Source organism: Paenibacillus sp. V4I9, from assembly GCF_030817295.1.
Taxonomy (GTDB): domain Bacteria; phylum Bacillota; class Bacilli; order Paenibacillales; family NBRC-103111; genus Paenibacillus_E.
Genome location: NZ_JAUSZE010000001.1, coordinates 3,046,152 through 3,058,828, shown reverse-complemented (window position 1 = coordinate 3,058,828; position 12,677 = coordinate 3,046,152). Strand labels below are relative to the sequence as shown.

The window sequence follows — 12,677 nt, the reverse complement described above, 5'->3', positions numbered from 1 at the left end:
CCTTTATCTTATACCCCTTCAATAACAGCATGGTTTTGTTTATGTTCAACGACAAGAGCAGCTCGCATGAGCTCTCTCATGACATCGGATTGCAGCTGTGGATTTAAATAGAGAGTTTTGATGTACAGCTGGCCTTTTTCACTCGACGTATATTTGGGAGGTATGCGATTTAAAACTAGCGCAAGAATATCCTCTTTGCAATGCTGACATCCGCATTTGATCTCGTAGCTCTTTTGAAACTCTTCATACAAATTGCTAACGATCGCTTCTACTGCATTAACTAATCCCATACTTGTTCAGACTCCTCTATACCGGCATTTATCTCACTAAACTATCGACTCTATTATTCATTCATCAGCCTTTGATTAAAGTCTTATGTTCCTATTCAATCATGAATATGTTTAGTAAGTGTTAGGCTGCCATAAATGGAACCCTTGCCGTATCTCGAAATAGAAAAAACGAGAGAAGCTTATAAGGAGCTCCCTCGTTTTGTTGATATTATACGGTTTCCGTGCTGTTTAAGAATGCTTTCAAACGCTCTAACTGAAGAAGATGATGGCGATAATGCATCTCAATTAGTGCAAACCATTCTTTCGCGTTAAGCGCGCCTAATCTTGGATGCAGCGAGGTACATCTCGGAGAAATGTCCTCAAGCAAAGGCTCGATTTCTTTCATTCTTTGGAGCACCGTATGCATGCCGTCTATGATCTGCTGTTTACTACCGGGCTGCTCGGGCGTATATTGAGGAGAAGCCGGAACCCTAATGCGTTCAGGTGGAAAACCACCTAACGTAAAGACTGCTGCTCCCGCATCTGTTTTTCCCCCTATAGTATCGACTGCATCTGCGCTCTGATTTTGGCATTTCTCGATATTACCAATCTGCATGTAGAGAGCTGTTTTGATGAGATGGAGGTACAACTGTCCAAGCGACCATTCATTCTCATTTGACTGAAGCTTCAGTTGCTCCATGCTCAGTGGATGTAATTCATCTAGGTAATAGTGCGTGAGTTCCTCAATTCGTTCCACAATTTCAGCTGTTTTTATCATATTATTAGCTCCTCTCGAATCTTATAACTTTAGTATACAAGACACTACTGACAACTGTATGTCAGTAGTGTTTATGCGTTTTAAGACTTTCGTATGAAATAAAGTCCTTGCGGAATAACGAGCCAGAAGCCTGATATAGGCATTATTATTGCCCCTACGACAGACAAAATGAGAATATGCCAGCCTACAAAGCGAGGAATCGCAAGGCCCTTCTCTTTGGTCATCCAACGTATCATTCGTCCAATAATCCACAACAAAACACCAAAAAATAAAAACCAGATAGCTGCCGACCTGTCGAAGGAAGAATCAACGGAATTCCATATCCCAGCTTTCACCATCTCGCTGATCGGTTTCCAAAATAAAATCAAACCGACAGCATTATGAATGTAAGAAGTCCACTCCATCATCCATCCGCTGTGCTTCTGTATGGCCATGCTGCACCTCCTTAGAGTTTCGTTCTAACCAAACTATTTATCGTAAACATAGCTTTAATCTTCAACAGGAATCTGTTTCAAATGATTACTATCGTTCACTTGTTTCATGGAATCATCTTCTTCCAACCGAACTATAGCTGCATCAAGCAGAGATTTGACACCTAATAAGGCTTCTTTTTCCGCTAATCGAAAATGAGCTCTTGCTGCCTCTGGAACGAATCTTGCCACAGCGATGTTTTTAATTCCCTCGAAGAGGAGCACAATATTTTCTAAATCCTGCATATTTGTGCGGATGCTCATGAACCATTTCCTCCTACCTATTTACGATTCTTTGTTAAGACCGAAATGTATGGTCAGTATACCCTCTGCAAGACGTGCTGCCTCCACCTGTCTCCCTATCAAGATCCGAGGCAGTGCAACGATCCGTCTATAGCTGCCGACCTGCAGTGTCAATTCATCGCCTTTTTGATTTAATTGGAGTTGTTTCTTTTCGGTAAAAGGTAGCGAGATGCGGAGTTCATATCCTGCTTCTGTTTTCTTCACTTCCTCTATGATTCCTCTATGCAGAATCGCTCCGCATTCCCGTTCGTGGAAAGCTGCTGCTGCAACGCGCTCTAGCATCTCCTTACCAACAACCTCAAGAGGCATTAGAGGTACTTTCAAGATTGGCAATGGACTAAAGCATTGGACAATTTCTTCTTCGTACTTGTTCTGAATTTGTTTCCACTGCGCGAAATACCCTTCGGATGCTTCTTCGGAAAGCACTTTATTAACGATGACCGCGTCGGTGTGAAACCCGTATAAGTTGAGGTTAGTAAAGGCTCTCCGCGCTTCGGAAATAACCATTTTTTCCGGATTAACGACAAGGCGAATACTAGTAATTTCGGGATCGGCGATTACCTGCTGCAGCTTTTCCAATTGATCGACAACTTGGCTGAAGCTGTCCATAACATCGTCGCTGGGCAGTTCCAAGCCCTTGGTCACTTTCATAATCGGACGGGCAAGCTTGAGAATTTTACGCTCGTAAGGAAATATATTTCGCACCCACCATCGAAGCAGTTGGGGATAGCTAAGCAAACGAAGTGTTTCCCCAGTCGGTGCGCAATCCACAATGATTGCATCATACAGTCCACTTTCGGCATGCTCTTTAATTCTTAAGAGACTAAATAATTCTTCAAACCCTGGAAACACCATAAGCTCTTCAGATCCGATATCATCCAGGTTGGCCCACTGCATAAAGTTCGAGAACCAATTGCGAACACTCCCCCAATACCGCTGTGTTTCCCTTAAGCAATCGATTTCTTGCGCCCACAATCGCTCATGAATTAATATTGGTTCGTGCTGCAGCGGAATACCGAGCGAATCCGATAAGCTGTGTGCAGCATCCGTACTTATAACGATTGTTCGCTTTCCTTCGGCTGCCATTCGGTAAGCCGTTGCTGCGGCGATACTGGTTTTTCCCACTCCGCCTTTACCTGTGTAAATAATAATGCGCAAACTTAGCACCTCCAATAGTACGATTTCGTAGTAATTGCATAAAAAATTAATCAATTTCAATCATTCTCACCATAAACTACGATATCGTAATTAATTCCTACTGTTAAATTACTACTTAATCGTAGTAATGTCAACTGTTCATGCTGGAATTGTTTTTGATCACTTGGTAAATATTATTAATATACAGTCTGACTTCCGTTGTGGCACACATTGAACTGATACATTGAACAGATCAAAATAAGCAGGTGCCATGGCGTCCTGCTCTTTAGTTTCTTTTCGAATATAGGTTTTTTTAATATAGGGGCAAATAAGCGTGCTGCTTGCTCAATTATACGCTATGGATACGAGCGCTGTATCAATTATTCCATTTGCAAAGGTACTGCATTAAGTAGATCACGCTCGAATTTCTCCGTAATTCGCCGATCCTACTCCAGCCATTTCATCATCAATGATCATCACAGTTTTTGGAATAAACATATTCCTTACTCTATTATTCAATCACAGCTATAGCATCAATCTGAACCATAAAACCCATATTTGCTGGCCCTATTGTTCGAGCTGGATATGGTTTTGAGAAGTAGTCTTTGTAAATCAAATTAAATTCATCGAAGCCTGCTCCTTCTCCAAGGAATACAGTTACTTTTACAACATCTTTCAACGCAGCACCCGATTCTTCCAAAACTGCTTTAAGGTTTTCTAATGCCCTTCTCGCTTGTTCTTCTAATGTATTTCCTACTAACCTACCCGTTTCAGGATCAAAAGGTCCTTGTCCAGCAACGTATACCGTATTACCTGCTTTAATTGCCTGCGAGTATGGCATTCCATCAGGGTTTTGTGCTTTCGCTGTAAAAATAACTTCTTTCATGGTTATACCTCCAGTTTATTATTTCGGCCCGTTGATTAATTCGATAAATCCCAAAATATTCCTGCATTTCTTCTGATTTGTGCTCATAAGTATCGGAGAATTTTTATATTTGCCTAACATAATAAGCCGACACGAGCGCCACAAAATAGCAGCTCATGCCGGCTTATCATGTTTAAACCTATTTGGACCAAATCAAGGTAAATATTGATTCTCATAATACTTGACTAATTCAATAACCATGGCCCCCATCCGTTCGCTTTCAGGTACTATGACGAGGTCTAATCCTTCTTCTCTCAAAGCCTCTTCCGTTACTTTCCCTACCGCTACTGCATTTACTCGTGTGTTGAACGATTCTCGGACTGTATCCGCGATCCCTTGACGTTTGGCATATTCAAACAAATATCGCACTTGCACCGCGGTAGTAAAACAAACAGCGTCTATTGATTTCGTTGAAAGCTCATGACACAATGTCTCCAAAGTGGATGATTCCGGTTCTACATGCCGATAAGGCAGCAGTTGAATAACATTCGCCCCCCGATTCTCTAAGAATTGGATCAAATCGGGCTGAGGTTCACCATGTAACTGGACAACTACTGTTTTACCCGCGAAATCACAAAGGTCCATACTTCGAATTAAACCTTGCGTCGTACCATCCTCATCGACAATTTCAGGTTTTATATCTAATTTTTTAAGCAAAGCATACGTCTTATATCCGCGTGCCGCTACCTTCGCTTCTTTCATTTTTTGAATCAGAGTTGAATGAATTCCTAAGCGTTCTGCTGCCACCAGCAGCGTATCTGTTCCAGTGCCTGTTGTTAGAACAAACCAATCAATCCTATTATTCACGCAAAATAATAACTCTTGTTCTATTGCCGACTCATCAGAATATAAAAGGCCTTGCAAAGGACGAATGACAGGGATACCGCCCTGCTTCTCAATTAATAGGCTCATTTCCTCTGTTTTTCTAGAGCCTGCGATTACGATTTTCTTGTTGATAAGCTTTTTCATTTGCTATGAATCCCCCTTTTTTAAAATGACCACGCTTCGCATTGTGCAGCGAAGGCGTGGTCATTTTTACCCGATCGAATAACGAATATACGCTAGTAAGGCTAACAAACCTGCAACAATTGAAATCACATAAAAAGATGTAAGCCGAACCCATTTTACCTCTGTTTTTTGAAAATAAGTTTGATCGCCTTCACGATTCTTACGAGAAAAACCAACCATAAAGGTAACTACTAAACCAAATAATAGTATGATTGAAAATATCCCAAAATAGATATACATATTCATAAAATAACCACCTTTTTCTTTGTAAAATTGGTCTTCGGTGAAAATTATATAGGAATTTAATCCGAAATTCATCAACCACTTTCGTGCTATTTATACCATCCAATTTCTCAAATAGCGGCTAGGCTTCTCCTCAACTAGTATAAATGCAATTTTATTCAGTAGTACGAAGCCAAAAGATAACAAAAAGCCGCGGTCTATAAAAGACTGCGGCTTAATTGCCTTGTTTATGCTCGTTTTATGAGTTCAATCCGTTCACAAGATCTTCAATCGCCTCGCTCAGTGGTGTAACCGGGCGACCAAGAAGTGTCGGAAGATCGTTGCTCTCTATTTCTAGAACGCCATCTCTAATCGCGCTTTGGATGGCAACAAGAATGGGAATAACTTGCTCAGGAACCCCTGCACCGGCCATGATCTTAGCGTAAGTCTCATCGTCAACTTGCTGAATTGGAACCTCACGATCAAGGACCTTAGAAAGAACCCCCGCGAGGTCTTCATGCGTGATCAATGCGCCCGAGAGCTCATAAACCGTATTCTCATGTCCGTTACCTGCAAGCACATTTGCTGCCGCTTGTGCATAATCGCCGCGAGAAGCCCACCCAACTTTGCCAGCTCCTGCTGAGGTCACGAGCGGTGCACCCGCCAATACGCCTTGTAACGTTCCAATCTCGTTCTCAATGTACCAGTTATTACGTAGAAATGAGTATGGAATTCCCGTTTTACGAATCGCTTCCTCTGTCGCACGATGCACAGGCACAAGAAAGAGAGAGCTTTCCTCTGCGTTTGTGGCACTAGTGTACGCGATGAAACCAACCCCAGCGCGCTCAGCCGCAGATACAGCAGCTAAATGTTGACGAATTCGAGTTTCATTATCCCCTTGCGTCGAAACGATAAGTAGGCGGTCAACACCAGCGAAAGCTTTATCAAGAGATGCTGGATCATCAAAATCACCATGGCGTACTTCAACTCCCCGAGAATGTAAATCGGTTGCTTTTTCCGTATCTCTTACGCTAACAGCCAATCTCTCAGCCGGTACGGATGCAAGTAAAGCTTCCACCACTTTTGATCCCAATTGTCCTGTTGCACCGGTTACTAGAATTTTCATTTGTAATACCTCCATCAGATTATTTAATAATAAGTTAGAATCACTATAGTTATAACTAATTTGGTTACAACTAAGCTATAAAAATTAGCTCATTAAGAGCTATTTTTATTTGAAATTAGTTATCAGCTGTTTCAAGGAAACGTTAGACAATCTTTGTTCCATCGCAGATTGAGCATCACGCATTTCTGCACGGAGAACAGATTCAATATTTCTTCCTACCGTACATTTGGGGTTAGGATGGTTGTGGAAATTGAACAATTCCCCATTCTCGATCACTTCCACTGCCCGGTATACATCAAGTAATGTAATCTGGTCCGTATCCTTACATAGCGAAGCTCCGCCAACTCCAGCACGTACTTCAACGAGTCCTGCCTTCTTCAGCATCCCAATAATTTTGCGAATGATGACAGGATTCGTATTCACGCTGCCAGCAATGAAATCACCTGTACATTCTGTTGGAATGGTCGCAATTAACGACAGGATATGAACAGCTATCGAAAATCGACTGCTAATTTGTTTCATTCATCATCACCTACTCGTTGTAACCAGTATAGTTCTAACTAACTTCTAAGTCAAGTTTGTCATGTCAGTTTAAAATCATTTTTTTCACCCTTCTTGAATTGTGGCTCATGATTATGTTTGTTAAGAAGAAAAAGAACTCCTTTCGGAGTTCTTCTCGACGGTGAATTGATTGATGGTACTTATGCCTTGAACCTTACTTGGCTTGGTCTATACCTCATCCATTATTGCAGTACAAGTACTACATTAAGTGTTTGCGGCACATCTCCTCGCTTCTATATGGATTCAAAAACAACTTCCCTGGTATTTATCTCGTTGAATGTACAACGGAACCACACCTCTCTTGTTTCACCGTCATAAGTATTATGACTGATCTAATTCAAATTATACACATTCATTTACATAAAGAGTTGCTCCATCCTATGTTGCATCAGTAAGGTCCAATCTCCAATCGTTGCATCGCATGAAGCTTCCCGGAGGGTATTCGAAGCTGCACTCGGCGATGAACTCGAAGTCGAGTTTCCGGCAAATGGCATTCGATGCGGGGTTATCGACCGACGGGAATGCGTGAAGGTACCTGATCTTCTGTTCTGCTCTGGCGCTAGCAGCGGCCGCCGCGGTTGCTGCGCTTGCAATGCCTCTGCGTTGGAACGTCGGCAGTACGCCCCAACCGATCTCGTACACGATCTCTTCCTGCCAGACACGTTCCCAGTACCCGATGTTGCCGACCGCTTCTAGTTCTGGAAGCAGAACGATGCTGAACATACGGCCATTCCCCTTGCCGCCAATCTCGACGTAGCGTTTGTGGCGCGCCAGGATCTGCTCCTCCGTCTCCGGACCACCCAAGTGTTCCAGCATCTCTGGTGCATTCATGCGATACAGCAGTGCAAGATCAGCCTCTGCCCATGGCTCGATCCTTACCTGCAAATCATTCGTTCGATTTAGCATCTTCACACTCCTACTAGGGAAATCATGTCAAAATAAGTTCTTTTACATTGTACTTCTGAATCATTACCATCATCAAGTTTAAAGCCTAATATTCACGATATCAGCAGCAGCTCGATCTACTGATTTTATAGTTGATGTGTTTAATTTATTTGCCCAGATGCAGTAACCCATCCCCACATAAGTTAATCCCCAAAAGAACGCGAACCATTTATTATCTGCGACTGGAATGACTATGGAGAGAATCATAAGCAAGAACAGACCTGGAACCCAGCGGGGAACGTCTCATCTTCCCACAAACTGCGGGTGGAAATCACGGATAATGGCGCATCCCTCCCATCTCGGTCGGGGATTTCGGGCAGTAAAGGCGGCATTGGCCTTGTCTCCATTCGGGAAAGGGCCGCTGAATTGGGTGGTCACTGCACAATAGAAAGACTTGAAAACGGGGGCACACGAGTTTTGGCTTTGCTGCCACTGTAAGAGTTTGTGCTAAGAGATTAGAACTTGAAGGAGATTGATACTAAACATGAAGATCATAATCGCAGATGACCATCCGATATTTCGCAGCGGAGTCAGAAATTTGCTTAGAACGACAGAAGATTTGGAAGTTGTTGGAGAAGCTTCCTCTGGAGATGAGGCTTTGAAGCTAGCGGAACAATGCCAGCCTGATTTGATTTTGATGGATATTCGCATGCCAGGGCTGAACGGGATCGAGGCCACGCGGTTGATTAAAGAGAAATTCCCGCATATCGAAGTATTAATCCTTACCATGTTCCGCGACGATCAGTCGGTCTTTACCGCCATGCGCGTCGGGGCCAAGGGCTACGTGCTGAAGGACGCGGACGAAGTTGAGCTGATGCAGTCCATCCGCATGGTGGGTAGTGGCGGAGCTGTATTCAGCTCGGATATCGCGGCACGGATGATGCATTACTTTTCGGCGCCCAAGCTGGTGGACACTGTGGATCACCCTGCTTTGGCTGAGCTGTCCAAGCGGGAGAAAGAGATATTGGAGCGTATCGCCGAGGGGGATACTAACGCTCAAATCGCCACACGCTTGCACATCAGTTCCAAGACTGTAGCCAACAACGTGTCTACGATACTGAATAAGCTTCAAGTTGTAGATCGGAACGAGGCTAAGCGGCTTTTGAAGGAATCACGGGAGGGTTGAGATTCAAAACAACTATTCAATCACACCTGAGCGAACCATGATTGCTTTGATATCCACTTGGACCTTGGCTTTGGGATACATCTCCCTCCACTTCTCATCCGTCAGATTGGAGTGTCGTACTTTAGAAATATAAGTTTCACCAAAACCGATCGGATCCGATTGAACCGCTTGGGTTTTGGTAATCAGATGTTGCGCACGCCGAACTAATTCCTTGGCAATCTCGCTTTCGAGGGCATGAACGACCTTTGGTTCTCCTAAATTCATCTCGTTTGAAATCTCTTGAATTCTGGCATGCATAGATATATGGACAGAAAATGACGGAATAGTGGGGTCTACTAGCTTAATTTTACTGGAACTTGTGATATTTTCTATCACGATATTAATTTTATCCGTCTGAATACCTGACTTAATTTGTTTAAAAGGTTCAGCGTCCAAGGTTAACTCCAACGCACCAGCTCTGTAACGATCTCGAATAAGTTTAAGCAGAAAAGCCTCGTCCACCTTAAGCCCTCCTACCATCTTATCATTCTGAAACATTGCCGTATTATGCATTGAAATTTCGTCGCCAGAACGCTCAACAATAGGGAGAACCGGGTCTTTTCCTACTGCATATACATCATGAATAAATTCATGAAGCGTGCATGAAAGAATTTGTTCTCCTTGAATATTTTGACGAATCATTTTATAGAGGTAAGTTCCGATATTGCTTATTTCCGGAAATCGATGCGTGATAATATTTTCACTGCTCCCTTTACTTACAGTTACATACATTGTATCTGAAATGGAAGGGTCTCTTGAGAGCGTATCGGTAAGGGTTAAGATCCCACTCCGGGCCAACTTCTCATTATACATGGCAATTCGGAGCTGTCCACCAACGACACGCTTGGATACTTCACGGTTCTGAGCATTTCGAACCCCTTTGCTTGTGTTACCGGTTGTAACGACTACCTGAACCTTTTCTTTCGCTTCCGGATCTATTTGATGGAGCAGCGCTGTTCCCTTGATGCGGTCATTCTCTTGAGGATCATAACCAACAATGACGATGAGTCCTAATTCTTCTAAAATCCTCTTTTGCACACAGCCAGTAGGAAAAAGTAGTACGATAACCGACAGAACTAGCAGGGATTTCCTCATTGTATCCCCTCTCTTTTCTTGTGAAAATGTTGTTTGAGTAAGACAGCTGCGTAAAGTACCCAGGGATAAGCAAATACAAATCTCAGGGCCACTTTCGAAAAGATGTCATTTAAAGTATTAATCTGTAATCGTGTTTTAAAAAAGATCGATACAACAACCAGTATAAGAGCAAAGGTATAAAGGGCATATTTTTGCTTCCATCCAAATATTCGTTTAATTCCTTTGGACGCTGCCCACATGTACATCATTAAGTTGGGAAGGACGATCAACATCCATATACTTATAGCCACATATTCAAAGCGTTCCAGAAATGGAAACACAACAATCTTAAAAAGGCTGAACGTAGCCCAAACGGTCTTCGATAATTGTCCAGGACTAAAGTAAACAAGCGTGACCACCATAACAGCTACATAGATGACAGTGGTGGTAATAAGTCCTAAATGGGCGGCCAAAGGGGCACGGTGTTTATTACGAATAAAAGGATACAAAAACATCAGAATTTCGAAACCGACGATGGTCAAAGACATTTTAACCATGCCTTGAACTAATTCAGAAATGCTTGCTTCCATTATCGGAGTAAGATGTGTCCATTCTGCATACCGAATAGGAAAGTACAAAAATACTATCAACCATGTTGTCAATATTGCGGACATAAAGGAGATCCCCACTACAACCCGAATACCGCCAAGAACGCCATAAGTAGTTAACATAGCCAAAAAAGTGCTCAGCAGCCATGTGGGTAGGTCCGGGAATATCCAGGTCTGGACCATTTCTACATAATTGCGGGATATCACCAAGACAGCAGTTAGCATATACAACATAACAATTGTGTTGATTATCCCCCCGAAATATCGACCATAAAGGTCTCTGTGAACTTCATAGAGGTCCATATTCGGATTCAGCTTAAGAGTTCGCAGCATGACCCAAACCGTTAGATGAGACCATACCCCAGCCATGCAGACGGATATCCACGCATCATGCCCCGCCGATTGGAAAATAATACGCTGAAATCCAGACAAACCAGTTCCTATCTGATTGGAAAGAATAACAAAGAATAAGAGAAAGGAACTAAACATCAATCTCTTTGGAGGACTACCAGTCTTCACCTTTACTCCTCCTTGTCCATTATTCATCAATATCGCTGTGGCTAGTCACAATCTCTTGTTCCTCAAACCTGTTGGTGTCATCGCCACGGATATACATGGAGCGTTCACGCAAAAAATTGAAAGGTAATCTCAAAATGCTGTCTTTCAAATCCCCTTTCCGAAACGGATAGAGGGGGTACAAATAAGGCTGTCCCAGACTAGTTAAACGAAGAAGGTGAATCACCAAAAAGCAGATACCAATCATGATCCCAATTCCTCCATAAAAGCCTGCAAGTATAATGATTGGATACCGGATGATACGAATCGTAATACCCATTAGATAAATCGGTGTTATAAACGATGCCAACGTTCCTAGTGCTACGATGATAATGAGAATATTACTAGTAAATCCTGCCTGTACGGCGGCCTGTCCGATAACGATACCACCTACGATTCCGATTGTTTGGCCAATCTTGGTCGGAAGTCTTGCACCAGCTTCACGGAGCAGTTCAATCGTTATTTCCAAAAACAAGGCTTCCATTAAGGGGGGAAATGGTACTCGTGTTCGGGATTCAGCCAGCGGCACGACCATGGCAGAAGGAATGATTTCATAATGGTATGTTAATGCTGCTACATATATGGGTGTGAATAGTAAGGATAAAACCATGGCTCCAACCCGTAAAAGCCGGAAGAAAGTAGCCATATTCCACCGAACTTGATGGTCTTCAGGGGAAGAGAAGAAATCCATCATCGTCGATGGGCATACAATGGCGAACGGACTTCCAGAAACAAACAGCACAATTTTCCCCTCTGATAGGGAGAACGAAGTACGGTCTACACGTTCGGTCATAACAAACTGTGGGAAGATCGTAAATTTATTATCCTCTATGAACTGAACTAGTTGTGCACTGGATACCACACCATCTATCTCAAGATTATTGATCCTGTCGCGCACTCGTTTAACGAGTTCATTATCTGTAAGATTTTTGATATAAAACATCGCCACTTGTGTCTTGATTTCTACGCCAACTTCCAGGTTCTCCTGACATAAGTTTGGACTCGGGAGATACATTTGGAGCAAGGCAACATTGGACCTTAATATTTCGTTGAATGCGATCTGTGGACCAAATACTTGGCTTTCAATGTCAGCTTTTGAAAAGCTCCGATTAGGAGGCTTGTACACATTCAGCAGAAAATTGAAGCTGCTATCATCGGCGTGAAGATACACCCAGCCTAGCAATAATTTTTCCACAACAGCCTGAATATCTTTAACCTCAACAATCCCTGCAACAGGGAATCGGTCTGTTACATTTACTGAAAGGACATCACTTAAACTTAATAATGGCTGGATAATATCCCTTTGGAGCAAATCCTGATCCACTAATGTTTCTAAATAATAGAGAGCAGCCGTTTGTTGTCCTAGCATGACATACTTGGCAATTAAATTCGGATTTTCATTAAGAGATTCCTGTAGCAGCTGTTCCAGCTCGATAATATCGGCAGGTATGTACTTTTTCATGTTCTGCACGATAAACAATCCCTCGTTTCACAATGCCATATCGCATAGTATGTCAAAAGATCAGGAAAA

General features: G+C 42.7%; 15 protein-coding genes. 1 reads left to right on the top strand and 14 read right to left on the bottom strand.

Going from position 1 to position 12,677, the window contains the following annotated elements; genetic code table 11:
• Positions 1–8: 8 nt before the first annotated feature.
• From QFZ81_RS14115 to QFZ81_RS14065, 11 genes are all read right to left on the bottom strand, one after another.
• Positions 9–290 carry a late competence development ComFB family protein gene (locus QFZ81_RS14115; protein WP_307443280.1) on the bottom strand — a complete coding sequence of 94 codons (282 nt, stop codon included), beginning with the start codon at positions 288–290 and terminating at the stop codon, positions 9–11.
• A gap of 208 nt (positions 291–498) precedes the next feature.
• Positions 499–1,044: a DinB family protein gene (locus QFZ81_RS14110; RefSeq protein WP_307449810.1), complete on the bottom strand. Its 546-nt coding sequence runs from the start codon at positions 1,042–1,044 to the stop codon at positions 499–501.
• An 83-nt stretch (positions 1,045–1,127) separates the two neighbouring features.
• Positions 1,128–1,481, bottom strand: coding sequence for a DUF6463 family protein (locus QFZ81_RS14105; protein WP_307443281.1), 354 nt, complete (start codon positions 1,479–1,481; stop codon positions 1,128–1,130).
• A gap of 54 nt (positions 1,482–1,535) precedes the next feature.
• Positions 1,536–1,781: a hypothetical protein gene (locus QFZ81_RS14100; RefSeq protein ID WP_307443283.1), complete on the bottom strand. Its 246-nt coding sequence runs from the start codon at positions 1,779–1,781 to the stop codon at positions 1,536–1,538.
• 21 nt (positions 1,782–1,802) lie between these two features.
• Positions 1,803–2,978, bottom strand: coding sequence for an ArsA family ATPase (locus QFZ81_RS14095; protein WP_307443285.1), 1,176 nt, complete (start codon positions 2,976–2,978; stop codon positions 1,803–1,805).
• Positions 2,979–3,468: 490 nt separating this feature from the next.
• The gene (locus QFZ81_RS14090) at positions 3,469–3,843 is read right to left on the bottom strand and encodes a Rid family detoxifying hydrolase (RefSeq protein WP_307443287.1); all 375 of its coding nucleotides are present in this window, start codon (positions 3,841–3,843) and stop codon (positions 3,469–3,471) included.
• Positions 3,844–4,035: 192 nt separating this feature from the next.
• The gene (locus QFZ81_RS14085) at positions 4,036–4,851 is read right to left on the bottom strand and encodes a uroporphyrinogen-III synthase (protein WP_307443289.1); all 816 of its coding nucleotides are present in this window, start codon (positions 4,849–4,851) and stop codon (positions 4,036–4,038) included.
• 66 nt (positions 4,852–4,917) lie between these two features.
• Positions 4,918–5,136: a hypothetical protein gene (locus tag QFZ81_RS14080; RefSeq protein WP_307443290.1), complete on the bottom strand. Its 219-nt coding sequence runs from the start codon at positions 5,134–5,136 to the stop codon at positions 4,918–4,920.
• 235 nt (positions 5,137–5,371) lie between these two features.
• Positions 5,372–6,238, bottom strand: a complete 867-nt coding sequence (locus QFZ81_RS14075) for an SDR family oxidoreductase (RefSeq protein ID WP_307443292.1) — start codon at positions 6,236–6,238, stop codon at positions 5,372–5,374.
• Positions 6,239–6,343: 105 nt separating this feature from the next.
• Positions 6,344–6,760 carry an Rrf2 family transcriptional regulator gene (locus QFZ81_RS14070; protein ID WP_307443293.1) on the bottom strand — a complete coding sequence of 139 codons (417 nt, stop codon included), beginning with the start codon at positions 6,758–6,760 and terminating at the stop codon, positions 6,344–6,346.
• Between the two features lie 417 nt (positions 6,761–7,177).
• Positions 7,178–7,705: a GNAT family N-acetyltransferase gene (locus QFZ81_RS14065; protein WP_307443295.1), complete on the bottom strand. Its 528-nt coding sequence runs from the start codon at positions 7,703–7,705 to the stop codon at positions 7,178–7,180.
• Between the two features lie 523 nt (positions 7,706–8,228).
• On the opposite strand from QFZ81_RS14065, the gene QFZ81_RS14060 reads away from it, so the two are divergent.
• Positions 8,229–8,870, top strand: a complete 642-nt coding sequence (locus QFZ81_RS14060) for a response regulator transcription factor (RefSeq protein WP_307443297.1) — start codon at positions 8,229–8,231, stop codon at positions 8,868–8,870.
• A gap of 12 nt (positions 8,871–8,882) precedes the next feature.
• Here QFZ81_RS14060 and QFZ81_RS14055 read toward each other — a convergent pair whose 3' ends face one another.
• Genes QFZ81_RS14055 through QFZ81_RS14045 form a run of 3 tightly spaced genes read right to left on the bottom strand, consistent with a single transcriptional unit; the run spans position 8,883 to position 12,608 of the window.
• Positions 8,883–10,004 carry a Ger(x)C family spore germination protein gene (locus QFZ81_RS14055; protein ID WP_307443299.1) on the bottom strand — a complete coding sequence of 374 codons (1,122 nt, stop codon included), beginning with the start codon at positions 10,002–10,004 and terminating at the stop codon, positions 8,883–8,885.
• A complete protein-coding gene (locus QFZ81_RS14050) occupies positions 10,001–11,110 on the bottom strand; it encodes a GerAB/ArcD/ProY family transporter (RefSeq protein ID WP_307603109.1) in 1,110 nt (369 codons plus the stop codon). Before QFZ81_RS14050 ends, QFZ81_RS14055 begins: the two co-directional genes overlap by 4 nt.
• Positions 11,111–11,129: 19 nt before the next feature.
• Complete coding sequence (locus QFZ81_RS14045) at positions 11,130–12,608, bottom strand: spore germination protein (protein WP_307449813.1); 1,479 nt, start codon at positions 12,606–12,608, stop codon at positions 11,130–11,132.
• Positions 12,609–12,677: the final 69 nt, after the last annotated feature.